The following is a 26,040-nucleotide window of genomic DNA, read 5'->3' as shown; positions in this document are numbered from 1 at the left end:
TTGTTATAATAAAATTTGTGAGGTAGATAAATATGGTGTTTTTAAAAAGATTAGAAGCGTATGGATTTAAATCATTTGCTAAGCCAACAAAAATAGTTTTTGAGCACGGTATTATTGGTGTTGTGGGACCTAATGGTTCTGGTAAGTCTAATATTAATGATGCTATTCGTTGAGTATTGGGCGAACAATCAATTAAATCATTACGGGGTGATAATATTCAAGATATTATTTTTCAAGGTAGTAGTGAATATCCACAGTTAAATATGGCGGAAGTTAAATTAATTTTTAATAATAAAAAACGCATTTTTCCTATTGACTTTGATGAAGTAGAAATAACTAGAAGAGTTTATCGTGATAATAATGAGAATGAATATTCAATTAATAAAAGTCGTAGCAGATTAAAGGATGTTCAAGAATTAGTATTAGGTACTGGTTTAAGTAAAGGTTCATTAGCTATTATTAATCAAGGTAATGTCGCTAATTTTTCACAAGTTAAACCAGAAGAAAGAAGATTATTGTTTGAAGAAGCAGCTAATGTATCTAAGTATAAAAAACGCAAATTAGAGTCAGTTCGGAAATTAGAAAAAACTGAAGAAAATTTAGTTCGCATTAATGACATCATTATTGAGATGGAAAGAAATATTAATTATTTGCGTCGTCAAGCTAAAAAAGCACAAGAATATGTTACTAAAAAAGAACAATTGACAACTATTGAAGTGGCTATTTTAGTAAAAGATATTACTAGTCAGTATGAAGGGCTTCGTGATTTACAATTAGAAATTAAAAGATATACTTCTCAAACTGAAGATTTAAGTGTTCAAATTACTAATTATGATAATAAAATTAATTTGTTGCAAGAAAATATTTTTACTATTGATAATAAAATGCAACAATTCGGACAACAATTAGATGAACATCTTAATCAATTAGAACTATTACAAAATGAAAAAATTTCACAACAAAATGAAAAGCAAGTTAATAGTAATAATCAAGTTCAAGATTTAGAACAAGATGCTAATAATATTAATCAAGAAATTTTACAACAAACTAAATTAATTACTGAACAGCAAAATATGATTGATGATTTTCAAAAACAAAGAATTTTATTAAATGAAGATTTAGAAGTTGCTGTTAAAAAGTATAATCTTTTAAATAAGGAAATTTATGAATTAAAAAGTAAACAAGATTATTTAGTTGATTTGCAAAGTAATAATACTTATTATTATCAGGGTGTTAAAACAATTTTAAATAATCGACTTCATTTAACAGGAATTATTGATACTATTGATCGATTAATTAATGTTCCTAGTATTTATCAATTAGCTATTCAAGAAGCCTTATCTAGCAGTATGCAACATATTGTTGTTGAAAAGGATAGTGATGCTATTCGTGCAATTCAATTTTTAAAAGCTAATGAAGGTGGAATTGCAACATTTTTACCTTTAAATAGTTTACGGATTCAAATGATTAATAATGAGGATTTATCATTATTAAAAACTCAAAAAGGTTTTATTGGCATTGCTTATGAATTATTAACTACTAATGTTAAGTTTGAACCAGTAATGCGTTTTTTATTAGGAAGAATAATTATTGTTGAGAGTTTAGCACAAGCAAATGAAATTGCTCATTTGACTTATCGGAAGTATCATATTATTACTTTACAAGGTGATGTTATTCGCCCTGGGGGCAGTATTAGTGGTGGTCACAAAAGAGTTAAGCCATTTTTATTTAATAATGAAGAGCAAGTTAATAGTTTAAAAACTAAAATTAGTGAATTAGAACAATTAGTTCAAACTTATTATCAAAAATGGCAAAGTATTAAAGAGAAACTAATAACATTAAATAATGAATTAGAACAAAAACAATTGCATTTAGGTAAGTTTCAACAAAGTAAACAAAGTAATGAACAAAAACAAAGAATAATTGAACAAGAATATCAACATTTAACAAAGAAAAAAATGCGAGTTAGTGATGATTTTAATCAACAACTTGATGAGCGACTAATATTGGAAAATAAAATTAGTAATTTAAAGTTAGAAAAATTAAAAATTACTGAGCAACAACAAACACAAAGAACTTTGCGAGAAACTTATAGTAATCAATTATATTCATTAACTTTAGAAATAAAAAAAATGCGTACTGAATATAAAAATCAAGAGAAACTATTACAAGAATATAATTATCAAAAGTTAGCAATTGATAATTGTTTACAACAAAATTTAGAAAGATTAGCGCAAGAATATCGTTTAACTTATGAATATGGTTATGAAAAGTATGGTCAAGACCCGATTGGTGATATTAAAGAAGTTCGTGAACAAATTATTTTATTACGCCAAGAATTACAAGATTTAGGGCCAGTAAATATTGATGCTATTTCTGAATATGAAACAATTAATGAACGATATCAATTTTTAAAAGAACAAGAACAAGAATTAAATAATGGTAAAAAACAATTACTTAATGCTATTAAAGATATGGATGAAATTATGATAACTCGTTTTGATACGACTATTAAAGATATTAATAAGGTTTTGCCAGAAACTTTTAAAGTTCTTTTTGCTGGTGGCACTGCTAGTTTAGTATATACTGATCCTAATAATATTTTAGAAACCGGAATTGATATTTTAGTAAATTTACCAGGAAAAACTATTACTAACTTGAATTTATTATCAGGTGGTGAGAAATCACTAGTAGCTTTAGCAGTGCTTTTTGCAATTTTAAAGGCACGACCTTTACCAATTGTTATTCTTGATGAAGTGGAAGCGCCATTAGATGTTGCCAATGTTGAAAGATTTGCTAAGTATTTAAAGTCTTTTGCTACGGAAACACAATTTATTGTTATTACGCATCGCCCAGGAACAATGGAAAACTGTGATACATTGTATGGCACAACAATGCAAAGTAAAGGTGTTACTAAAATGGTTGCTATTAGATTAGAACAAGCAAAAAATTTAGTTACTTCTGCTAATTAATTTATCGTGTATTATTAGTATGATAAGGGTAAAACATTAATGATTTAATCCAATGGAGGCTATTAAAATGTTAAGAACCAAATTTACTATTGAGATTGAACGCTTGAAAAATAATATTATTGAATTATTTAATTTAACAATGAAACAACATAAAGAAGTTATTAAAGCTTTAGAAGAAGAAAGTATTAGTAAATGTAAAATAATTGTTGCTAATGATAATAATATTAACAAATTTTATGCTGAAATTTTAGATAGTGCCATTTGAAGAATTGCTAAACAACAACCAGTTGCTAGCGATTTACGCCATATTATTGGTTATATGTCAATTGCCAAAGAATTAGAAAGAATTTCTGATTATGCTCGTAACATTGCTAATTTTTATTTAAAAGCTAAACCACCAGTTAAATATAGTAAATATATTGGTCAATTATCTAAAAAAGTTTTAAAAATTATGCAGTTTATTATTAAAGTTCTTGCTGATGAAACACAATGAGGTAAGAAAATTATTCAAACTATTGTTAGATTAGATGATATTGTTGATAGTGAATATAATGATATTAATACTTTGTTAATTGATTTAGTTTTAGATAATGTTACTGAAGATAAAATATGAATTTATACAGGAATTATGCAACAATTAAAATATTTAGAGCGAGCTGGTGATCATTTAGTTAATATTGCTGAAACCTTACTATTTATTTCTCAGGGAACTCATTATGAATCAGGAAGATAATATCAGGACAAGCTCTAGTAGTAAAACATTTAGAAAGCACTTATATTAAAATTTATGATAGTTAATGAATCAACAAAAGATTAATATTGTTATTTTTAAAATATCTAGTAGTTTTTATTAATACTTGCGATTGAAATGAAGTAGTTTGAAAATATTACTATTGGTCGCGTTTAGTTTTCTTAGGTATTTTTTAAAAAGGAAAAAATAGTCATTTACTATAAATTATTTCAATATGCAAATTAAGTATATATTTCTTATGTATGATTTTTGTTGTAAAAAATTATTTTAATGTTGTTTTTATAAGCATTTTACTTAGTTTTTATAACCTTTTATTAAGAATATGTTTGTTAATATTAAATATTTTGTTTTATTAATTATTTTTCAAGTAAAAAGGTAATAAATTTTTAGTTGCTTTTCTTTCAAAATTATTCAAATCTTTACCCACCTAACAAAACTTTAAGCGCCCTTACTATTTAATTAATGTCTTTTTTATTTATAGAAGGAGACATTTTATTTTTTTAAAATTAATATAAAATGTTTAGAAAATAATCTAGAATAGAAATTTATATCAGATTGTTAATGATAATATTAATTTATAAAATTAAAAAAAGAAAGGATTTAACTAATGTCATTTATAATTCAATGTCCACATTGTCATCAAGAAATTACCGAAAAGGATTTTGAAAAGAGTCATCAAGCAGTATCATATTTACAACAATTTTTTAATCGTAAGGAGCAAGAATATTGTGATAAGTTAAAAAATCAATTAGATGCTGATTTTCAAAAACAAAAAGCAATAGAAATTACTAGTGTAGTAAATGAAAAAGAAAATGAGTGAAATAAGCAACACGATAATGAATTGCATAAAATAAAAGAAGCCCATCAACAAATTTTAGATGGTTTAAACCAACAATTAAATGATGCTAAGAGCAATTTAAAATCCCAAGAAGAAACAAAAAAGGCTGATATTGAAGTTTCTATTTTGAAAGAAAAAAGCAATATTGAAAAACAAAAACAAAAAGAAATTGCTGATATTAAAGATAATTATCAAAAGATAATTGATGAGTTAAATTCTAAAATAAAAGATTTAGATATTAAAGAAAAAACTAATGCATCTCAACGAGAAAAATTGTTTACAGAAAAAGAACTTGAAATTACTAAAAATAAACAACAAGAAATTGATTTATTAAAGGATAAAATTAGTATTTTAGAAACCGAAAAGAAAACAAAGGAAGCAGATATTAAGGTTATTTTGGTTGAAAAAGAAAAAGAGTGAAGTAATTTACAACAAAATAAGTTGGATACTTTAAATAAAGACTATCAGAAAAATATTAATGATTTACAAGAGAAAAATCATCAATTAGATATGTTAGTTAAAACTAATGATGCTAAGGTCCAAGAATTAGTAGCAAAAAAAGAAACTGAAATTATTAATTCTAAACAAGAAGAAATTAATAAGTTAATTGATGAAACAACTGAATTAAAACTTAAATTAGAACAAGGACGAAATATTAGAACAGGAATTTTAGGAGCTAATTTAGAAAATGATTTTGCAGGTAAAATGCCATCGTTTTTTCCAAATGACCATTTTGAAAAAACAACTAAAACCATTAATGGTAAAAAACCTGATTTTAGGTTAGGAGTTTTGAATGATGAAGAGGATAATAAAGTAGTTGGTAATATCTTATTTGAGTTAAAAAATCAAGAAAAATTAGATAGTAAATGAGAGGAAAAATTAGCAATTGAATTAAAAGAATGAAATGCTAAGTTTGGCATTATTGTTTGAACTTATGCTAAAGCACCATTTAGTCGTTCTTCAAAATATCGTGATATTTTTATTATTAATACTGACCTTGAAGTTATTGCATTAATTGTTAATATTTTAAAAATTTTAATTAAAAAAGAATTTGCTTTATCATTACAATCTTCAACTAATAAAAATGATCAGGAATTTAAAGAACGCTTTAATAATTGATTACAAGATGAATTTAGTTCTTTAATTGGTAAAGCGATGCAAGAGTTTATTAAGTTTGAAAAGCATATTCAACAAATTCAAAACTCTAATGAGAAATTAAAAAGCGTTAAAGAGAATTTACAAGAAATATTAATTGCTAAAATTGAGGATTCTTTAAAAAAATTATTGTAATTTTAAAAGACTTCTTGTAGTTAAGACAACAACAAGAAGTTTTTATTGGGGCGCATAAAGTTTTGTTAGGTGGGTAAAGATTTGAATAATTTTGAAAGAAAAGCAACTAAAAATTTATTACCTTTTTACTTGAAAAATAATTAATAAAACAAAATATTTAATATTAACAAACATATTCTTAATAAAAGGTTATAAAAACTAAGTAAAATGCTTATAAAAACAACATTAAAATAATTTTTTACAACAAAAATCATACATAAGAAATATATACTTAATTTGCATATTGAAATAATTTATAGTAAATGACTATTTTTTCTTTTTTAAAAAATACCTAAGAAAACTAAACGCGACCTTTTTATTGAAAAATTTTTAATTTTTGTAAATAACTAGTAAAATTAGTAGTGAAAGTAAGTCTAAGGAGAGAAATGTATGGAATATAAAGCCCCCAGAGGTACTAATGATATTTTACCAATCCAAAGTAAACAACGATATCAATTACAACAAATTTTACGAGATATTGTTAAAAAATATAATTATGAAGAAATTAGTACGCCGATATTTGAACAGTATGAATTATTTCAAAGAACTGTTGGTGTTAATAGCGATATTGTTAGTAAAGAAATGTTTAACTTTCAAGATAAAAAAGGTCGTGAATTAGCACTTCGTCCTGAAAATACAGCGCCAATTGTTAGAGCAGTAATTGAAAATAAATTAGTTGATGTTTTAGGATTACCTTTAAAATTATTTTACTATGGACATATGTTTCGCTATGAGCGACCACAACGAGGGCGTCAAAGACAATTTACGCAATTTGGTGTGGAAGTTTTTGGTAAAAAAACTATTTATTTAGATGCTGAAATTATTTGTTTAGCAATGGATATTGTTAAATCGTTAAAGATTAATAATATTATTCTTAAAATAAATTTTTTAGGAGCAAAAGCAACCCAAAATAAATATCAACAAATTTTAAAAACATTTTTACAAGATATGAGCACAACATTATGTGAGGATTGTCAAAGAAGAATTACTAAAAATACCTTGCGAGTATTAGATTGTAAAATTGATCAAAATATTAAAAATTTACCAATAATTAGTGAAACTTATTCTGTTGAAGAAAAAGAATATTTTACAAGGTTAATAAAGTTATTGGATAATTTAAAAGTTAAATATGAGATTGATAGTAAATTAGTTCGCGGTTTAGACTATTATAATGATACTGTTTTTGAAATTATTAGTTTAGAGAAGGGTGTTGAAGGACAGAATACATTAATTGGTGGTGGTCGTTATGATAATTTAGTTGAGGAATTATCAAAAAATCAAAAATCAGTTCCAGCAATTGGTTTTGCAATCGGAATTGAAAGATTACTTAATGCTACTGAAAATCATTCAGACTTTATTAAAAAAATGCTTCCATTGGTTGATGTATACATTATTGCTTTAACCGCTACTGGTTATGAATTAGCAACTAATGTATTATTAACTTTAAGAAGTAATAATTTTATTAGTGATATGGATTATGAACAAAGGAATATTAAGGCTCAGTTTAATGTTGTTTCTAAATTAGATTGTCGTTTTGTTATTATTATTGGTGATAGCGAAGTTAAAGAGAGTAATTTAACTATTAAAAATCAGGAAACTAAGGTAGAAGAAAAGATTAGTATTAATGAATTAATTAATTATTTGAATGCAAATAAGGGAGATAAATAATGAGAAGTCATAATTGTGGTGAATTAAGAGAAGAAAATGTTAATTTAGAAGTTAACCTTTGTGGTTGAGTTCATACAATTCGTAAACTTAATAATTTAATATTTTTAGATTTACGCGATCGTTACGGAATGACGCAAATTATAATTAATAGTGAAAATCCTAACTATATTCTCGCTAAAAGTTTAAGCACTGATGATGTTATTAAAGTTGATGGTACGGTAGTGCTTCGTAAATCTAAAAATAATAATTTATCAACAGGAAATATTGAAATTATTTGTACTAATTTAGAGTTAATAAATAAATCACAAGTATCACCATTAGATAATGAAAGTTTAGAGGAAACGCGTTTAGAATATCGGTTTTTAGATTTACGAAGACAAGTAATGCAAGATAAAATAATTTTGCGTCATCAAGTTATGCAAATAATGCGTAATTTTTTAAATAATAATAATTTTTTAGAAATTGAAACGCCAATTTTAGCAAGCACAACTCCCGAAGGGGCAAGAGACTATTTAGTTCCGGCAAGAAATCAAAAAGGACATTTTTATGCGTTACCACAGTCACCGCAAATATTTAAGCAATTATTAATGGTTGGTGGTTATGATCGCTACTATCAAATTGCTCGTTGTTTTCGTGATGAAGATTTAAGAAGTGATCGCCAACCAGAATTTAGTCAATTAGATTTAGAAATGAGTTTTATTGAACAAAAGGATATTATTACTCTTTTAGAGCAAATGATGCAGGAAATAATGTTAAAAACTAAAAACATTAATCTAAAAATACCTTTTTTACAATTAGATTATGAAGTAGCAATTGATTTATATGGTAGTGATAAACCAGATTTACGATATGATTTAAAACTTATTGACCTTAGTTTAATGAATACTAGTAGTAAAAAGAAAACTACTAAAGCAATTGTTGTTTCTCAGTTATTAACTGATTTACAATTAGCAGACCTAAAAGTTATTGTTAGTCAATATCAGGCGGGACAGTTGGAATATATTACTTATGACAATAAAGTTATTGGGTCAGAGTTATTATCTAATAATGCTGAAGCTATCATTAATCATTTAGCAATTAGTAATCAAGCAACCGTTTTAATGATTACAAATGATTATGAATTGGCTTGCAATACAATGGGAGCCATAAGGCAGGCTATTGCTAAACAATTAAATCTTTTTACTAATGAAGATTATCAATTTTTATGAGTTGTAAATTGACCATTATTTGCTTATGATAATGAAAGTAAAAAATTTGTTGCTGCCCATCATCCTTTTACGCGCCCTAATATTAAAGATGAAATTGATTTTACTAGTAATCCAATGTTAGTCAAATCTCAGGCTTATGATTTAGTATTGAATGGTTATGAAGTTGGTGGTGGTTCAATGCGAATTCATAGTCTTGAAATGCAACAAAAAATGTTAGAGTTTTTACAAGTTTCTGTTGAAGAACAAAAAGAAAAATTTGGTTTTCTTTTGAATGCTTTATCCTATGGAGCACCAATTCATGGTGGTATTGCTTTGGGATTAGATCGTTTAATAATGTTATTAAGTAATAGTCATAGTATTCGTGATGTGATTGCTTTTCCTAAAAATACTAAGGGTAGTGATATGTTAACGCATGCTCCTAGTGTTGTTAAACAAGAACAATTGGACATTTTAGGGTTAAATGTGGTAAATAGTTAGTAAAATATAGGTATTTTATGGAAAATATATTAAAATAAGTATGGTGAAAAGTAACAAGGAGGAATAATATGTCACAAAACCAATTTCAAAATGAAAACGATAATTATAATCGTGAGCAGTCAATTAATACTATTAAGATGTTAGGTGTTGAAGCTGTCAATCAAGCTAATTCAGGGCATCCGGGAATTGTTTTAGGAGCAGCACCAATGAGTTATGCACTATTTAGTGAACATTTATATTGTAATCCGCAAGATCCCCAATGAATTAATCGTGATCGTTTTATTTTATCAGCTGGACATGGCTCAGCATTATTGTATGCGTTATTACATTTAAGTGGTTATGATATTAGTATTGATGAAGTTAAAAATTTTCGGCAATTAGATTCAATTACTCCTGGACATCCAGAAAGAAATTTAACACCTGGTGTTGAAGCAACAACGGGACCATTAGGACAAGGATTAGCAATGGGTGTTGGTTGTGATTTAGTAAGAACTTTTCTGGCACATAAATATAATAAACCTGATTTTAATATTTTTGACTATCATACTTATATTATTTGTAGTGATGGTGATTTACAAGAAGGCATAAGTCAAGAAGCTATTAGTTTAGCAGGTCATTTAAAATTAAGTAATTTAATTGTTTTATATGACTCTAATGATATTCAATTAGATGGTCCAGTAAGTTTATCACAAAGTGAAAATACAAAACAGCGTTTTTTAAGTGCTAATTGAAATTATATTTTAGTTACTGCGGGTAGTGACTTTAAAGCAATTAGTCAAGCAATAAGACAAGCTAAAGCGGAAACTGAAAAGCCAACTTTAATTGAAATTAAAACTATTATTGGTGTTGACGCTTCAAAAGCAGGAACTAGCAGTGTTCACGGTGCCCCTTTAGGTGATGATATTATTAAGCTAAAAGAAAATTTAAAGTGAGATTATGAACCATTTTTTGTTCCTGATGATGTGAAAAATGATTTTAAAGTTAGAGTTGCACAAAGAGGTCAACAACAACAACAAATTTGAAATCAAATGTGAACTGAATATGCTAATAAATATGTTACTGAATATAAGGAAATTAATGATACTTTATATCATAACTATAATTTTACTGCTAATGATTTTCAAGATATTTTAATTGAACAAGATATGGCAACAAGAGATTGTTCATCAATAGTATTAAAAACTATTAGTAAAAAATTGCCATTATTTATTGGTGGTAGTGCTGATTTATCATCATCAACAAAAGTTTTAGGAAGTGATGGATATTTTGCATCTAATAATTTACAAGGTCGTAATATTATGTTTGGCGTTCGTGAATTTGGAATGGGTGCTATTAGTAATGGGATGCTATTACAAAAAACTGTTCGCTCATTTGTTGCTACTTTTTTAATTTTTAGTGATTATATGAAACCTGCAATTCGTTTAGCTTCATTAATGGAAATTCCTAATATTTTTGTTTTTAGTCACGATTCAATTGCTGTTGGTGAAGATGGACCAACCCATCAACCGGTAGAACAAATTTCAATGTTAAGAGCATTACCTAACTTAAATGTTTTTCGTCCTTGTGATATGAAAGAAACGATTGCTAGTTATATTTGTGCATTGAATAGTAAAGATAAGCCAACAGCAATTTTAGTTTCGCGACAAAATTTACCGCAAATTATTTCTAGTGATGTTAATAAAGCATTAAAAGGCGGATATATTATTAGTCCTGAAAAATCACAATTAGAATTAATAATTATTGCTACTGGTAGTGAAGTGCAATTAGCATTAAAAGTTCAGCAACAATTACAAAAAGAAAATATTAATACTATTCGTGTTGTTTCTATGCCTTCAACAACTGTTTTTGATTGTCAAGATGTGACTTATAAGTTAGAAGTGCTTCCGCAGACTGTTAAAAAGATAAGTTTAGAAATGGCTTCAACTTGAGGATGACATAAATATGTTGATAATGGGATAACTTTTGGCATTGACAGATTTGGAATATCAGCACCAATGCAAGATATAATGAATGAATTAGGATTTACTGTTGATAATATTGTATTACAAGTTAAACAATTATTACAAAAAGATAATATAAAGGAGAAAAGATAAAATGCCTTGATGAGCAGGATTGTTAATTGGTCTTGTTGGCGGTTTAGTAATAGGAGGGTTATTAGCATTTTTAATATCTAAAAAGATGTTTGAAAAGCAATTAAGAGATAATCCACCAGTTAATGAAAAAATGATTCGAGCAATGTATATGCAAATGGGAAGAAAACCTTCCGAATCACAAATTAAAGCTGTGATGAATGCGATGCGTCGTAATCAAAAAAACCTTAGAACTAATAAAATAATTTTTTAAACTGCCATATAATGGCAGTTTTTATATGGCAAATTTAGTTTGCAATAAAATACTATAAAAATTATTTTTACTAATAATGATGTGATCAACAAATTCAATTTTTAAAACTTTAGCAATATAAATTAAAGAATTTGTGGTTTCTATATCATGTTTACTAGGCAAACTATCATTATTAGGGTGATTATGAGCACAAATAATTTTTTGGGCATGATTTTTTAAAACGAGGTAATATATATCTTTTGGATCAATCGAAATTTGATTAATTGTTCCTTGATACACAAGTTGTTTAAAAATAATCCGATTATTATTATTTAATAAAATTAAATAAAAATTTTCGGTATTTAAATTACTTACTTCAATATGAAGTAAGTAAAAAATATCATACGGATTATTAATTCTAATAATTTTATTGTTAGCAATGTTAATATTTATTCGTTGATATAACTCAAAACTTGCTAATAACTCAATAGCCTTAACTTTTCCAATTCCTTTAATAACGGTTAACTCATTTAAAGTTACTTTTAATAAGTTTTCAACACCATTAAAATGATTAATAATATACTGTGCTAATTGTAAAACATTTTGTTTTTTATTACCAGTTCGTAATAGTAATGCAAGAAGTTCGTTATTACTTAAATTTTTAATGCCATTTTTTCACGCTTTTTCTCGTGGTCGTTCATTAATGGGAATGTCTTTAAATTTCATAAAATGGTGGCAAAATCTTATTATATAAATTTTGAAGTTTTTCTAATTTTGTTTCTAAATTTTTAATATTTGTCGCATCACGATTATTTCATCCGACTTTAAAACCACCAGGGAGTCCAATATCGGCTTGTTGGGCATTAAAATGATTAATAATATACTGTGCTAATTGTAAAACATTTTGTTTTTTATTACCAGTTCGTAATAGTAATGCAAGAAGTTCGTTATTACTTAAATTTTTAATGCCATTTTTTCACGCTTTTTCTCGTGGTCGTTCATTAATGGGAATGTCTTTAAATTTCATAAAATGGTGGCAAAATCTTATTATATAAATTTTGAAGTTTTTCTAATTTTGTTTCTAAATTTTTAATATTTGTCGCATCACGATTATTTCATCCGACTTTAAAACCACCAGGGAGTCCAATATCGGCTTGTTGGGCATTAAAAAGATTTTTAATTACTGGAATAGCCAAACCAAGTAATGCTCCACCAATAAGAAATGAAGCAACGGCACCACCGGTTTTAGAAATCATTTCTTCTTCTGATAATTGTTTTAGTTTCATAATAACCTCCTTTCATAATTTATATTTGTTTGATAACAAATGGGCGCATAAAGTTTTGTTAGGTGGGTAAAGATTTGAATAATTTTGAAAGAAAAGCAACTAAAAATTTATTACCTTTTTACTTGAAAAATAATTAATAAAACAAAATATTTAATATTAACAAACATATTCTTAATAAAAGGTTATAAAAACTAAGTAAAATGCTTATAAAAACAACATTAAAATAATTTTTTACAACAAAAATCATACATAAGAAATATATACTTAATTTGCATATTGAAATAATTTATAGTAAATGACTATTTTTTCTTTTTTAAAAAATACCTAAGAAAACTAAACGCGACCGTAAATAATGATAACCAACAAATTGCAAAAGATTTACCAGTCTGAAACCCATCCGCAGAGCAAGTAGATTCAGTAGCAACGACAACTTGGTTGGAAACACAATGAGATGCGACAGGTGCTAAACCGAAAAATAAATTTAATGACACCCCAAAACTATTTCCACAAAAGGAATTATTATCTAATGAACCACAAGCAGGAACTAGTTTTGATCGGAGTATAATTTTTAACCTTGAAGCAGAAACTGCCAAAGTAGCAGAGCAAATGTTAGCACAACAAGCGAAGGAAAAACAAGCAAGAGAAAAAAGACAACAAGAAAAAGAAAAGCAAGCAAGAGAAAAAAACAGTAAAGAAGAAACAGAACAAAAACAGAAAACAGAAGAAGAAAAAAGACAAAAAACCGCTTTGTTTAGTTAAAAATAATAGATTTTGTTATTTAAAAGAGGAATTAAGAAGGGAACGAATAATATGACTAAGAAGAAAAAGGATCTTGTTGCAAAAAGACAAGAAAGTGAAAAGCCACAAGCGAAAGAAGAATATCGGGGATTACTTGATGATTCAGGTTCAGAATCAGATATTATTTGACAAAAACCAACGCATCGTATAAAGAAATTCCAAAAAAACCTAATGAGCAATTTTTAAGAATGCGGAAATTGTTTCAACAAAAAAAGCAGTTAAACTTAAATCCTAAACAAAAACAAACTTCAAAAAGAAACAAAAAAATAAAGTTAACTTCAAGTTGTTTGTTGCCAAAAAAATTAAATAATAAGACTTTAATCGCTGTATTGGGAATTTCACTTTCTTTAATTATTATTGTGATTTTAATTTTTTTTGCTTAAAAATCAATAAATATAATATTGTTCTGATATATAAACAAAAAGATTATCAAGCACAGTTACAAACAAATATTAGACAATTTCATCAATAGTTTTTGCAATATAATAACCATTAAGTAATGCAATGTTAAAATAACAAAAATTGCAATTAGAATAAAATTTTAGAAAATATATTGATTTCATAGTTAGCATTAGAAAAATAATTAAGTTTTAAAAATAAATTCTGAAAAAGGTAAAATAGAAACAAACCAATAAAATTACAGGATATCATTTTCCTTGTTCCTAATAATAGTGATAATAAGAAATTATTATTATCCATTATTATTAGGATTTTTAATTATTTTTTCTTAAAAATACTCCTAAATTATAAAAAGATGTAATTTATTGCTATTTGTTGTAAAATTAATAGGGAAAGTTAATAAATTTGAGAAGGTGAAATTGATGAAAGGACGAGTTGTTATTGGTATGAGTGGGGGAGTGGATTCTTCCATTGCGGCATATTTATTAAAACAACAAGGATATGATGTTATTGGATTATTTATGCGTAATTGAGATTCATTAGTAAATAATGATATTTTAGGAAATAAATCGATTAACGATGCTATTTGTCCAATGCAAGTTGATTATTTAGATGCTAAAAAAGTTGCTGAACAATTAAATATTGATTTATATCGTATTAATTTTGTTGAGGAATATTGACAATATGTGTTTACTTATTTTTTAGAAGAATATAAAAAAGGACGCACCCCTAATCCTGATATTTTATGTAATAAATATATTAAATTTTCTGCTTTTTTAAATTATGCATTGGAAAAGTTAAATGCTGATTATATTGCTATGGGACATTATGCTAAAGTTAAATATAATGATGAAACAAAAAAATATGAATTATTAAAAGCCAAGGATGAAACAAAAGATCAAACTTATTTTTTATCACAATTAAATCAAGAACAGTTAGCAAAAACTATTTTTCCTTTAGGCGATATTAAAAAAGTGGAAGTTAGGCAATTAGCTAAGAAATTAAATTTAGTAACAGCTAATAAAAAAGATTCAACAGGAATTTGTTTTATTGGTAAAAGGAATTTTAAACAATTTTTACAAAATTATATTCCTGCCCAAGTTGGTAATATTGTTGATATTAAAAGTAATAAAGTTATTGGGACGCATCAAGGGATTATGTATTATACGATTGGTCAAAGAAAGGGCATTGATTTATCAGGAATGAATAATCGTTATTTTGTTGTTGGTAAAGATTATCATCAAAAAATTCTTTTTGTTGCTAGTGGCAGTGATAAGGAATGATTATGAGCTAATGGTTGTTTAGTTACTGATGTTAACTGAATTAATAATTCTTTACCATTATTAAATTTACCGATTACAGCAAAGTTTCGTTATCAACAAATTTCTTATGATGTCAAATTATTATTATTAGATAATAATTGTGTTAATGTTGTTATTGCAAATAAGGTAAGAGCTCTTACTCCAGGGCAAGTTGCAGTATTTTATCAAGGTGATGTTTGTTTAGGTAGTGGAGTAATTGATCAAGTATTTAATGATGATAAATTATTAAATTATTTATAAGTTATGCATATTAGGAGGAATTAATGTTAAAAAAATTAAAAGATAAAATTTTATCTAAAAGCTCTTTAAAATATGAAAAAGGGTTGAATAAATCCCGAAAATCCTTTTTACAAAAATTACAGATTTTAGTTACTAAGCATCGTGTTATTGATGAAACATATTTTGAAGAATTAGAAAATACATTAATTTTAGCTGATGTTGGCGTTAAAATGGCATTGCAAATTGTTAATGAAATTAAAAATGAAGTTAGAATTAATAATATTAAGGATCCTGAAATAATTAATGAACTTATTATTGATAAGATGTTTGCTGTTTATGCTAGTAATTCGTTTATTACAACGACTTTAAATGTTTTGGATAATCAATTAAATGTTATTTTGGTTGTTGGTGTTAATGGTGCTGGTAAAACAACATCAATTGCTAAATTAGCTTATTTGCTATTACAACAAAATAAAAAAGTTTTATTAGTAGCAGGGGATACTTTTAGAGCTGGTGCTGTTGAACAATTATCGCAATGAGCAAAACGCTTGCAAGTGCCAATTGTGGTGCCTAGTAAAGAACAACAAGATCCTGCTAGTGTTATTTATACGGGTATTAAAAAAGGTCAAGAATTAGAAGTTGATGTTGTTCTTTGTGATAGTGCGGGCAGGTTACAAACTAAAACTAATTTAATGAATGAATTAAATAAAATATATAAAGTTATTCAAAAGGTAATCATTGATGCCCCCCATGAAACATTATTAGTAGTTGATGCCACAACGGGACAAAATGGCATTTCCCAAGCACAAAATTTTACCGAGGTAGCCCCAGTTACGGGAATTATTTTAACCAAGATGGATGGTTCTTCTAAGGGAGGAATTATTTTAGCGATTAAAGAAAGTTTAAATATTCCTGTAAAATATATTGGTCTTGGTGAAAAACTTGATGACTTGGAAGAATTTGATTTAGAACAATATATTCAAGGATTAACAACAAAAGAAGTTACTAGTAGATAGGATAAGGATGAAAATGTGAGATATTAGTAAGACTAATGAATTAAATTTATTATATGATTTATATAGTAAGTTATTAACATCGAAACAGCAAAAATACTTTTCGCTTTATTTAATGGAAAATTTTTCATTACAAGAGATTGCTAATGAATTAAATGTTTCGCGTAGTGCTGTTCACGATGCGATTAGTAAGATAATTAATATCCTAAATACTTATGAAGAAAAGATGCAGTTATTAGCAAAAGATATTCGTCGAAAAACATTATATGCATATTATGAAAATGAAACGGAAGCAAATGTGGAAATGTTAATTGCTGAGTTAAGAAAAATTGATTAGAAAGAAGGAAAAATATGAATATTTTAGTTATTGGTGATATTTATGGTCAAGTTGGTCGTAGTATTTTAGAAGAATATTTAGCATCATTAAGAAAAGATTATCAAATTGATTTTGTCATTGTTAATGGAGAAAATATTAGTCATGGAAAATCAATGATTAAAGAGCATTATAATTTTTTAAAGCGAATTAAGGTTGATGTGATTACGGGTGGTAATCATACATTTGATAAGCCGGATATGTTAGATTTAATCATTGATAATGATGCTATTTTACGACCATTAAATAGTAATCCTTACCATTCTGGTAAAGGTTCTTCAATATTTACTGTTAAAGATAAAAAAATTCGCGTTACCAATTTAATTGGTAATGCTTTTATGGGTTCATCACAAAATGCATATTTTGAAATGGATACGCTCTTAAAAGAAGATGGCAGTGATATTCACTTAGTTGATTGTCATGCTGAAGCAAGTGCTGAAAAAATTGCTTTAGCTTGAAATTATGATGGTAAGATTACAGCATTATGAGGAACGCATACGCATGTACAAACTAATGATGCGAGAATTTTGCCAAAAGGAACAGGATTTATTACTGATATTGGAATGACGGGAGCTTATTATTCAATTATTGGTGCTAATCCAACGGAAGTTATTTATCGTCAGAAAAATAATTTGCCAATTAAATTTAAACCAGCAATTGGTGAGGGGCAAATTAATGGTATTGTTTTATTTATTGATGATATTACTAATAAAGTTATAAAAATTGAAAATATTAATATTAATCCACACAAAGAATATCCTAAGGTTATTAAATAATTATGATTTTTATTAATTTTTTACGAAATTATTGAATGTGATTTTTACTAGCATTTATCGTTGTTTTTGTTTTATATTTTATTTTCCGTCGAATTTATAATTTATTAAGAATTAGTGTTAGCGAAGTTTTATCAATTCAAAAACCCGAAATTAGAAAGCATTCATTAATAATGAGTGATTGCTTTTCCTTGTCGGCTAATTATCAAGTTGATATTAATAAAAACAAATTAATTATTTTTGTTCATGACTTTTTCAATAGTAAAGCTGATTAAGGGTGTAGAAACCATATACATATGACAAGATTTTGTTTTCTACAAACTTTTAGGGGGTGTTTTCTTTTGGCAGTAATATTTTGTATTGAATGCGACAGCGAAAGCTATGTCATTGGTAATAAAAATACAGTTGGAATCTGTAATTCTTGCGATGAAAAGGGTTTTTAAATTTTGAAAGGAAAGATAAATTATAAAATATGTCGCTGGTGTTTACATCTATTTAGTGATAAACGATATTTGCATGTTGCTTGTGAGAAAAAATTTATTAATCATATTAAAAAAATTTTAAAAAATAAAAGTAAAAGGAATTTAGATAATAATGTTTAAAGTTAAATTAGTTAGTATAAAAAGAAAAATATTTAAAAATAAAGATGGCTCTATGATGTCAGGTTATTCTGCCGAATTTTTGCGTTATGAAAATGACTTATTTGAGCCTACCGGCGAACAAAAGGCTTTATGAATTGATGATAACAATCTAGAACAACAAGAAATTTATAAACTGTTAAAAGAAAACGTTAAATCATTTTTTAGTTGCGAATTAACTTTTGAAAAAACCCCCAAAATAGTTAACTTGCAAAAAATTGAATTATCAAAAAATCAAAAAAACTTGTCCAGTTAGTTGATAATCACTTCGGTCTGCGAAGCGGTGCGGAAGGCGTATGCCCCGCCCGCTAGCGGGTTAGTCGGCGAAGCCGACTATTACTTGATTAAATAACACAACTGGCGAAAATCTAAAACGGGAGCATAAAATATGAATTTACAACTTCAAAATCCGATTGATTTTTATATGAAAACTATTTATTACGGTCAATACATTCGTAATATTGTTATGCCTTTAGAACATATCAAAGCAAATAACCGCAATGTTAACGGTTTAAAAAATAAGGGTAATTGCGATACAAAACTGCTTAATAGTAATATTCGTGCAAAATCTAATGTTATTCGGAAGGCATATCATAATTTTTGAGATTGTAAAAAACTTACATTTTTAACTCTTACTTATGCTGATGTTAATGAATTTGACATTAGAAAATGTAAGCGTGATTTAAATAAATTTTTAAAAAAATTAAAATATTGATTTAAAGTTAAAAATAAAAATATTAAGTATTTGTATACCTATGAATATCAGAAACGAGGCGTTATTCATTTTCATATTTTAATCACCGAAAAAATACCCCATAAAATTATTTTACAATTTTGACCTTATGGAATTAATAAAAATATTAGAGTTCGTGAAAATACTAATGAAATGGTTGTAAAATATTGCTCCAAATATATAACTAAAAATGTCCTGAACGAAAAATCATTAAATCAATATGATTTAAATATCAAGGCTTATCAATTCTCTTATAGCTGTCAAAATCCCATTACTAGAAAACAAATATTTACCGATACTTTGAATAATATTGTTAATAGAACCGTAAATTCTGAATTTGTAAAGTACTTAAAATCAACAGTTAATAATTTTAAAACTAAAATGTGCGGAGCAATCTATGAATTTAAAAATATTAATTATATAGACTTTGAAAGTGCAAATTATGCTTCATTAGAAAGTTTAAGATTTAGAAATCAACTAAGAAAAATGAAACATTAAGAGTTAAAAAATGAAAGAAAAATTGCAATTTAAAATAAGAATTAAAAATTAAAAAATTAAGGAGAAAAGAAAGATGAGTATATTTGGATTAGTATTTTTTACGATTTTAACATTATTACTAGCATACTATATTGCGGTTAATATTTATCGGTTTTTTAAAGATAAAAAGAAATATGGTAGCGAAGCAAAGCAGTTGCCAAAAGATTTTACTTATGCACAACGAATATTTATTGCAAAGTTTAAGCGAAATTTATTAGAACAAGATGAAAAAGAAATTAAAAAGTAGGTTTAGAAAATGTTTAAAAAAATAATTATTGAGTTAATTGAACTAATTTATCCAACTGCCGATTTACCACCCCAAGTTGTATTTTTGTTTTCAATTTTAATAATTGTAATGCTCTTCTCGGCAATTATTTTTCTACTCTTTTGACCTTTTAAGCGGTAATTATTATGTTTTTAGTTGCTTGAAAAGATTTAGATTGAGAAATGATAAAATCATATTTTTGAGATTTATTTATTCAAATTAAAGTTATTCCGGCGTGAGTTTCTGGTAAAGAAATTGATTTAACCAAAGAACTACTTTGACTTTTAATAGCCAATATTGCCTTTTGAATGGTATTAGTATTCATTATCTTATTTATGGTTATTTTATTTTATAAGGTTAAATCATATTTTGTTTAGAAAGGGGGTGATTATATGATTGGAACTTTCTTGGCCGATGCACCAGCAAAAATTACTGGTGAACAAGCGGTTACTAACTTATGAAAAGCATTAATTACAGCGTTCGGTAATATTTGAACTGATATTATTGGTGGCAATATGCCAAATATCGTTAATTTTTTTGCTACATATTGAGTTTTCTTGCTTGGCGTGATTATTGGTTTATTTTTAATCGCTTTCAAAATGTTTGAAAAATTAATGCCCGGCAGATAGTAATAAAAATAAAGAAAGTGTGATTTAAGTGATGCTATTGTTTAAAAAAATAAATTTAAGACTATATGATTTTGTGGCTTTAAATCGCACTTTATTTATTATTGCGTGATTCTATGGTGCGATTTTGCATTATTATAATCCCCAAAGTTGACGAATGTTATTTGATATTATTTATTTATTAATTGCTTTGTATATTTTATATACTAAAATTTCTCATTTCTTTGCTCGTCGAAGTTTTATTAATTTCTTATTAAATTCACCTTTAAATTTAGTAATTGGTGCTTTAGGAACTGGAAAAACCGCTTTAATGGTTTTAGCTTCTTACTTATTAAGTGGTTGAAAAACGATTTCTACTTTTCCGATTACAGATAAACAAATGCTTTCATTAGGGCATATGTCACTTTTAGATTATAATTATCCAATTTTAGATGAAAAACATTTACTGTTATGAGATGAAACTAACTTATTTTTAGAAGGAACTGATTATAAAGAAAATGATAGAGTAACCCAAGGTTTACAAGAATATTGGTCGCGTTTAGTTTTCTTAGGTATTTTTTAAAAAAGAAAAAATAGTCATTTACTATAAATTATTTCAATATGCAAATTAAGTATATATTTCTTATGTATGATTTTTGTTGTAAAAAATTATTTTAATGTTGTTTTTATAAGCATTTTACTTAGTTTTTATAACCTTTTATTAAGAATATGTTTGTTAATATTAAATATTTTGTTTTATTAATTATTTTTCAAGTAAAAAGGTAATAAATTTTTAGTTGCTTTTCTTTCAAAATTATTCAAATCTTTACCCACCTAACAAAACTTTATGCGCCCAAGAATATTTTGCTTCGGCTCGACAATTTACCCATATCGTATTAGCAAGCGGGCAACGAGCTGAACATATATGAGTTAAAGTTCGCGATATTGCGAATTCAATAATTGTTGGTATTAGAAAAAAACCAGTTAGTATTTTCCGACCCTATTTACAAGTTATTTACGGCACTTTTAAATCGGTAAGCGAATACGAACAATGACGATTAACTCTGATTAATGCTAAAAATGATAAAAAAGGTCGCAAAATCAAGTACCGTAGCATTCCGGAATTAGACATTTATTTCTTTAAATTGAAAATTCCGATGTCAATTTTAAACCTTTATGATAATAAATATTTATCATTCTTGCGTGAATTAAGTAATCGTGCTTTGAATGATAATTATCAACATAAATTTTGAAATGATAATGTGATGGATATTGAAGCATTAGAATATTTAAAAATGGAAAAATTTAGTAAGATACTTACTAAGTTAAAAAATAATCTGAAGAAGAAAAACAAGTAAAGGAGTTTAAAAAATGGAAAACTTAGAAAAAATGGCTAGTTTAATTGGCGATATGTTTTATAAAGTTTTTGATTTAATTTGAACTTTAACCATTCCCGGAACAGATATTCGCATTATTATTTTTCCGCTAATTATGCTTGTGATAAATCTTGTAATTGGTGGCATTTTAGGTATTCATATCGAACGACAAAAAGTTGGTTATCGTAAAAAATATCAAAAATCAGTTGCTAATTGAGGAGCTAAGAAAAAATCATCTAGTGGTCCGATTAAGAAATTTAGTGGTAATAGTCCTAAAAACAGACCGTGATTTAATCAACATGGGCGGCGAATAAAAAGGTAGGTATTTAAAATGTTTAAATTAATAATATTATTTATTCTTGTTGCTGTTTTTTCTATTTTTGCTTTAAATGACTTTTTAGGTTTGTGAGCCTATGTGCGTGAGGGTTTAGAATATTTTAATAAAGTTTTATCAAATAATATTAAAATTTTAGATTTGTTTAAACCAATGATAAGGTTATTTTCCCAACATCCGATTTTCCAAATTTTAGGGACGATTTGTATTTTATCAACAATATATTTAATTTTAAGAAGTTAAACATAGAAGAAAGGACAAATAAATATGTATAAATTTATGTCGTGGTTAATTATCGCTTTTATTGGTTTAGTTCCTCCGGGTGCCTTCTTTGATGCAAAACAACCACCAAAACCTAATATAGAACAATCCTTTATGAAACGAGAAAAACGAGCTACAAACCTCAGTCAATGTGGTAATAGTTGTAAATTGGAATTTGCTAGTATTCAAAATAGTTATGTTTTTAAATGGCCATCTCTTGGTTATGTTTGAAACACCGATGATAAATTAGATGATTTGCCTCAAGATGTTTCTGCTCTTACAATTCCTGAAGGTGGTAGTATGTCTGGTTATGTTTTTAATTTTTATAAAAAAAATACGACTAAAATTGTTAATGTTAATAGTGAATATGATAAATATTATATTGATAAAATTGTTAATGTAAAAATTACAATTTTAAAAGCTTCAACTTTCGACAGATATGATAGGCGAGCTGGTTATATAATTACCTCATTTTCTGCCGAAATGCCATCTTTACCTGGAAAAGATAACGAGCAATCATTACCAACCGAAATAACTAAAAATGATGGCGAATATCAGTATAATCAGTTTCAAGATAAGTTAGACTATTTGATGATACAACGCCGAGATTTTGATAAATTTAATTATAGCTATTTATATTGAGTCCCAATTTTTAATTTCTTTGATGAGAATTTTAAATATATGAATGAAATATCAATTAAGTTAAATGGTTTTAAACAAAATAGTAAATTTAGTTTAAGTCGTAAAAATTCATATCCACCCGGTTTTATTGAAAAAGTTATTTTTAGAGAACTTTCCTTTTCTAGTTTTGGTGATGTTATTACTATAAAAACTGAGCATGGTAGCATTGTGGGTAATAATGAGTTTTTAGAAAATGGTAAATCAATTTTAAAATTTGGGTCAGTAACAAGTTTTGGAATAGATTTTATTAACACCTTTTTTGGACAAGTTAATTATTATGGTAACACCTTCCATTTTTTACGCTATGATGACAAATTAAAATCAGATTTTAAAGATTTTATGCTTCATTATCAAAAAGATTTAACTATTGATTTTATTAATGGCTTATTTGATAAAATTTATAAAGTTTTAGGTGGTTTTTTCGTACAATTCTTTTATGCAAGTTTTGATATGGATACTTCTACTTATGTAGAATTAGATTACAAAGGAACGCAACAAATTCCTAAAAATGTTTTACAAATGGGTTTTTTCTACCGCTCCTTAATTACTTTTTATCCCAAACAATATTTGATTAACTTTGGTTCAACAATCGAAAATAGTAAGAATATGATTTTTCGCTCTTATTTCTTTGTTAAAGATAAACAAACTGCCAATGGTTTTAATACTGGTAAAAGCTCTTATCAAATAGATTTTAATGTTTTAAAAGCATATGATAACCAATTATGGAATGCCACTAGTAATAAATTGCATTTTTACAATGACATTTCCACTATATAAAAAGAAAAATGAAAGTACTGAATATCATTATTCTTTATACGATTTTAACATTTTGAATTCAACAGCTTTTATTGGTGGCGGAATAAGTGGCAATATGGATGATTTAATTCCTACACCCACCTGTTCTTATTGGGGTTTATTTAGTGCCATATCTTGTGGTATTCAACACGCTTCTGTTAGTGTGTTGAATTGATTACTAGGTCTTTCTGGGATTAATCTTTTAATTCGCCCCCTTGCCGATATTGCTAAAACAACGATTAACTTTACCAAAACTGCCTTTCCAGTGTTTGAAGTCATTCCAGCATTTCAGATGTTATTTGAATTTGTAGTGCCTTTAGCAATTTTATTAATGATATTAAAAAAATTCTCTTAAATATTTCCAATATTTTTATATAAAATTATAATTCCTTTGAAAGGAGGATTTTTCTTTATGCGAAAATTTTTATCAGTTTTAAATTTAGTCTGTGTAATGTTTATTTTTGGATGTAGTAAAAATAGTAATATTTTAAATAAATATGATTTAAAGTTTGCTAGTATTCAAAATAGTTATGTTTTTAAATGGCCATCTCTTGGTTATATTTGAAACACCGATGATAAATTAGATGATTTGCCTCAAGATGTTTCTGCTCTTACAATTCCTGAAGGTGGTAGTATGTCTGGTTATGTTTTTAATTTTTATAAAAAAAATACGACTAAAATTGTTAATGTTAATAGTGAATATGATAAATATTATATTGATAAAATTGTTAATGTAAAAATTACAATTTTAAAAGCTTCAACTTTCGACAGATATGATAGGCGAGCTGGTTATATAATTACCTCATTTTCTGCCGAAATGCCTAATAAAAATTAGCAATTTAATAAATATTCTTGAAAATCGTATTTTTTAATACGATTTTCTTACTTTAAGGAGTTTAAAAAATGAAATATATTATTTCCCGGGCTGATTTAGCAGATTTAAAAGCAAAAGTCCAAAGTTGATTAAGTGCTAATTGCCGCAATCCTTATTACTATAAAACTAAAAAACGCATTACTGCCTATTTAAATTTATGTACTTATTTCTATATTGAAGAAACTACTTTAACAAAACTTATTAAAAAATATTTTAAGAATGCAACGAAAACTTTTTATCGTTGAGCAGAAAAAATTATGACCGCTTATTATTCTGACAATTTAGATTTATTATTGTTTAAAACTACAAAACCACAAAATCTTAATTATCAATATAGTTTAAATTCTCGTGAAAAAGTATGTGATTTATATTTTGATTACAAAAATCTTCAAGCTGGCGGAATGTGGTCTTTATTTAACAATTTAAAAATCGGTTTTCATGATATTAAAAATTCAGAAATTCCGAAAAATATCAAAACTTTTTATCGCTGAATTAAATCCGACCCTCGCTGAAAAGAATTAAAACAACAAATCAAAAAAATAAAACGCCATTTTAAGCGTTATGAGGTCTCAGAGATTGGTCTTTTACAAATGGATGCTAAAATTATTACCACATCAAATTTTCCGGTTGATAAAAAATATTATATTTATGATTTCATTGACGAAATGACACGCATAGTATTTGGTTATGTTTATGATAGTTTAGGAACTAACAATGCTATTAATGCTGTACAAAGAGCAATGAAAGATTTCGGAGAACTTGGTATAACTATTAAACGCCTTCGTACTGATAATGCTCCAGAATTTACTACTACTAATTGAAGTAATAAAAAATCATACAAAGTAAAAGAAAGGTCTTTTACAACCTTTCTTTCGAAGAACGGAATCGTTCACGAAACCACGCCGATTCGCTCACCACAATCAAATGGTAAAATTGAACGATTTCACCAACACTACACCAAATTATTTTATTCTAAGAATAAAAAGTTAAATCAAAATGAAATCCAACATTATTTAAATAAATATTATTACTTTTATAATTTTGAACGCCGTCACTCATCATTACAAAATAAATCACCTTTTCAAACATTACAAGGTTTTTAAAACCTATAATTTTTTTATTTTGTTTGTAAAAAATTAAACTTGTTTGTTCTTGTTACTTTTCTGATTAAAATAACTGTTCCTAACAATGAT

The 26,040-nt window shown here is 26.5% G+C and carries 32 protein-coding genes; 28 read left to right on the top strand and 4 right to left on the bottom strand.

Translation table 4 applies throughout. The features are described 5' to 3' along the window. The first annotated feature begins 32 nt into the window (after positions 1-32). The 3 genes from AAHF53_RS03925 (at position 33) to AAHF53_RS03915 (ending at position 5,851) form a co-directional block, all read left to right on the top strand. Complete coding sequence (locus tag AAHF53_RS03925; RefSeq protein ID WP_342189543.1) at positions 33-2,972, top strand: AAA family ATPase; 2,940 nt, start codon at positions 33-35, stop codon at positions 2,970-2,972. 67 nt (positions 2,973-3,039) lie between these two features. Beyond that, positions 3,040-3,705 (top strand): phosphate signaling complex protein PhoU, encoded by a 666-nt coding sequence (gene phoU, locus AAHF53_RS03920; protein WP_342189542.1) that lies wholly within the window; start codon positions 3,040-3,042, stop codon positions 3,703-3,705. 625 nt (positions 3,706-4,330) lie between these two features. Continuing rightward, a complete protein-coding gene (locus AAHF53_RS03915; protein WP_342189541.1) occupies positions 4,331-5,851 on the top strand; it encodes a DUF2130 domain-containing protein in 1,521 nt (506 codons plus the stop codon). Here the strand turns inward: AAHF53_RS03915 and AAHF53_RS03910 are convergent. Next, positions 5,817-5,957, bottom strand: coding sequence for a hypothetical protein (locus AAHF53_RS03910; protein WP_342189540.1), 141 nt, complete (start codon positions 5,955-5,957; stop codon positions 5,817-5,819). The two genes, AAHF53_RS03915 and AAHF53_RS03910, sit on opposite strands and share 35 nt — an antisense overlap. Positions 5,958-6,280: 323 nt before the next feature. Here AAHF53_RS03910 and hisS point away from each other — a divergent pair, with 323 nt between their 5' ends. The 4 genes from hisS (at position 6,281) to AAHF53_RS03890 (ending at position 11,586) form a co-directional block, all read left to right on the top strand. Next, positions 6,281-7,558: a histidine--tRNA ligase gene (hisS, locus tag AAHF53_RS03905; RefSeq protein ID WP_338967979.1), complete on the top strand. Its 1,278-nt coding sequence runs from the start codon at positions 6,281-6,283 to the stop codon at positions 7,556-7,558. Further along, positions 7,558-9,243, top strand: coding sequence for an aspartate--tRNA ligase (aspS, locus tag AAHF53_RS03900; protein WP_338967977.1), 1,686 nt, complete (start codon positions 7,558-7,560; stop codon positions 9,241-9,243). The genes hisS and aspS overlap by 1 nt, the downstream gene beginning before the upstream one ends. Positions 9,244-9,311: 68 nt before the next feature. After that, positions 9,312-11,336: a transketolase gene (gene tkt, locus AAHF53_RS03895; RefSeq protein ID WP_342189539.1), complete on the top strand. Its 2,025-nt coding sequence runs from the start codon at positions 9,312-9,314 to the stop codon at positions 11,334-11,336. A gap of 1 nt (position 11,337) precedes the next feature. Further along, positions 11,338-11,586, top strand: a complete 249-nt coding sequence (locus tag AAHF53_RS03890) for a YneF family protein (protein ID WP_342189538.1) — start codon at positions 11,338-11,340, stop codon at positions 11,584-11,586. 21 nt (positions 11,587-11,607) lie between these two features. On the opposite strand, the gene radC is transcribed toward AAHF53_RS03890, so the two are convergent. From radC to AAHF53_RS03875, 3 genes are read right to left on the bottom strand one after another with little or no spacing between them, the layout of a single operon-like run. Continuing rightward, entirely contained in the window at positions 11,608-12,291 is a 684-nt protein-coding gene (radC, locus tag AAHF53_RS03885) for a RadC family protein (RefSeq protein WP_342189537.1), read from the bottom strand. Then, positions 12,281-12,592 carry a UPF0758 domain-containing protein gene (locus tag AAHF53_RS03880; protein WP_342189536.1) on the bottom strand — a complete coding sequence of 104 codons (312 nt, stop codon included), beginning with the start codon at positions 12,590-12,592 and terminating at the stop codon, positions 12,281-12,283. Before AAHF53_RS03880 ends, radC begins: the two co-directional genes overlap by 11 nt. Beyond that, positions 12,582-12,950 (bottom strand): hypothetical protein, encoded by a 369-nt coding sequence (locus AAHF53_RS03875; protein WP_342189535.1) that lies wholly within the window; start codon positions 12,948-12,950, stop codon positions 12,582-12,584. Before AAHF53_RS03875 ends, AAHF53_RS03880 begins: the two co-directional genes overlap by 11 nt. A gap of 336 nt (positions 12,951-13,286) precedes the next feature. On the opposite strand from AAHF53_RS03875, the gene AAHF53_RS03870 reads away from it, so the two are divergent. The 21 genes from AAHF53_RS03870 to AAHF53_RS03770 all read left to right on the top strand — a co-directional run bounded on the left by AAHF53_RS03870 (position 13,287) and on the right by AAHF53_RS03770 (position 25,950). Next, on the top strand, positions 13,287-13,610 hold the full coding sequence (locus AAHF53_RS03870; RefSeq protein WP_342189534.1) for a hypothetical protein: 324 nt from the start codon (positions 13,287-13,289) through the stop codon (positions 13,608-13,610). A 51-nt stretch (positions 13,611-13,661) separates the two neighbouring features. After that, positions 13,662-13,835, top strand: a complete 174-nt coding sequence (locus AAHF53_RS03865; RefSeq protein WP_342189533.1) for a hypothetical protein — start codon at positions 13,662-13,664, stop codon at positions 13,833-13,835. A gap of 635 nt (positions 13,836-14,470) precedes the next feature. Next, complete coding sequence (gene mnmA, locus AAHF53_RS03860) at positions 14,471-15,610, top strand: tRNA 2-thiouridine(34) synthase MnmA (RefSeq protein ID WP_338967488.1); 1,140 nt, start codon at positions 14,471-14,473, stop codon at positions 15,608-15,610. A 23-nt stretch (positions 15,611-15,633) separates the two neighbouring features. After that, positions 15,634-16,605, top strand: a complete 972-nt coding sequence (gene ftsY, locus AAHF53_RS03855) for a signal recognition particle-docking protein FtsY (RefSeq protein ID WP_342189532.1) — start codon at positions 15,634-15,636, stop codon at positions 16,603-16,605. A 7-nt stretch (positions 16,606-16,612) separates the two neighbouring features. Continuing rightward, a complete protein-coding gene (gene ylxM / locus AAHF53_RS03850) occupies positions 16,613-16,939 on the top strand; it encodes a YlxM family DNA-binding protein (protein WP_342189531.1) in 327 nt (108 codons plus the stop codon). Between the two features lie 14 nt (positions 16,940-16,953). Further along, positions 16,954-17,751, top strand: coding sequence for a TIGR00282 family metallophosphoesterase (locus AAHF53_RS03845; protein ID WP_342189530.1), 798 nt, complete (start codon positions 16,954-16,956; stop codon positions 17,749-17,751). A gap of 2 nt (positions 17,752-17,753) precedes the next feature. Next, entirely contained in the window at positions 17,754-18,023 is a 270-nt protein-coding gene (locus tag AAHF53_RS03840) for a hypothetical protein (RefSeq protein ID WP_342189529.1), read from the top strand. 171 nt (positions 18,024-18,194) lie between these two features. Next, entirely contained in the window at positions 18,195-18,350 is a 156-nt protein-coding gene (locus tag AAHF53_RS03835; protein ID WP_342189397.1) for a hypothetical protein, read from the top strand. Further along, positions 18,343-18,642, top strand: coding sequence for a hypothetical protein (locus AAHF53_RS03830; RefSeq protein WP_338966992.1), 300 nt, complete (start codon positions 18,343-18,345; stop codon positions 18,640-18,642). Before AAHF53_RS03835 ends, AAHF53_RS03830 begins: the two co-directional genes overlap by 8 nt. Before the next feature lie 132 nt (positions 18,643-18,774). Beyond that, a complete protein-coding gene (locus AAHF53_RS03825) occupies positions 18,775-19,617 on the top strand; it encodes a rolling circle replication-associated protein (RefSeq protein ID WP_342189528.1) in 843 nt (280 codons plus the stop codon). 73 nt (positions 19,618-19,690) lie between these two features. Continuing rightward, positions 19,691-19,903: a hypothetical protein gene (locus AAHF53_RS03820; RefSeq protein WP_215826178.1), complete on the top strand. Its 213-nt coding sequence runs from the start codon at positions 19,691-19,693 to the stop codon at positions 19,901-19,903. Between the two features lie 164 nt (positions 19,904-20,067). Continuing rightward, positions 20,068-20,298 carry a hypothetical protein gene (locus AAHF53_RS03815; RefSeq protein ID WP_338967749.1) on the top strand — a complete coding sequence of 77 codons (231 nt, stop codon included), beginning with the start codon at positions 20,068-20,070 and terminating at the stop codon, positions 20,296-20,298. Between the two features lie 15 nt (positions 20,299-20,313). Next, entirely contained in the window at positions 20,314-20,550 is a 237-nt protein-coding gene (locus AAHF53_RS03810; protein ID WP_342189527.1) for a hypothetical protein, read from the top strand. 31 nt (positions 20,551-20,581) lie between these two features. After that, positions 20,582-21,109 carry a hypothetical protein gene (locus AAHF53_RS03805; RefSeq protein ID WP_342189526.1) on the top strand — a complete coding sequence of 176 codons (528 nt, stop codon included), beginning with the start codon at positions 20,582-20,584 and terminating at the stop codon, positions 21,107-21,109. Positions 21,110-21,323: 214 nt separating this feature from the next. Continuing rightward, on the top strand, positions 21,324-21,884 hold the full coding sequence (locus AAHF53_RS03800) for a hypothetical protein (RefSeq protein WP_342189525.1): 561 nt from the start codon (positions 21,324-21,326) through the stop codon (positions 21,882-21,884). Between the two features lie 13 nt (positions 21,885-21,897). Continuing rightward, positions 21,898-22,224, top strand: coding sequence for a hypothetical protein (locus AAHF53_RS03795; protein ID WP_342189524.1), 327 nt, complete (start codon positions 21,898-21,900; stop codon positions 22,222-22,224). Positions 22,225-22,233: 9 nt separating this feature from the next. After that, entirely contained in the window at positions 22,234-22,479 is a 246-nt protein-coding gene (locus AAHF53_RS03790) for a hypothetical protein (protein WP_338967003.1), read from the top strand. Between the two features lie 24 nt (positions 22,480-22,503). After that, positions 22,504-23,955: a hypothetical protein gene (locus tag AAHF53_RS03785; protein ID WP_342189523.1), complete on the top strand. Its 1,452-nt coding sequence runs from the start codon at positions 22,504-22,506 to the stop codon at positions 23,953-23,955. Next, positions 23,936-24,328, top strand: a complete 393-nt coding sequence (locus tag AAHF53_RS03780) for a hypothetical protein (RefSeq protein ID WP_342189522.1) — start codon at positions 23,936-23,938, stop codon at positions 24,326-24,328. The genes AAHF53_RS03785 and AAHF53_RS03780 overlap by 20 nt, the downstream gene beginning before the upstream one ends. 57 nt (positions 24,329-24,385) lie before the next feature. Then, positions 24,386-24,808 (top strand): hypothetical protein, encoded by a 423-nt coding sequence (locus AAHF53_RS03775; protein ID WP_342189521.1) that lies wholly within the window; start codon positions 24,386-24,388, stop codon positions 24,806-24,808. A 68-nt stretch (positions 24,809-24,876) separates the two neighbouring features. After that, the gene (locus tag AAHF53_RS03770) at positions 24,877-25,950 is read left to right on the top strand and encodes a DDE-type integrase/transposase/recombinase (protein WP_342189520.1); all 1,074 of its coding nucleotides are present in this window, start codon (positions 24,877-24,879) and stop codon (positions 25,948-25,950) included. The last annotated feature ends 90 nt before the right edge of the window (positions 25,951-26,040 follow it).

This window comes from Spiroplasma endosymbiont of Dilophus febrilis (assembly GCF_964030685.1).
Classification (GTDB): Bacteria; Bacillota_I; Bacilli_A; order Mycoplasmatales; family Nriv7; genus Nriv7.
Note: the sequence above shows the minus strand (reverse complement) of the source record. Positions and strands in the feature narration are given on the sequence as shown.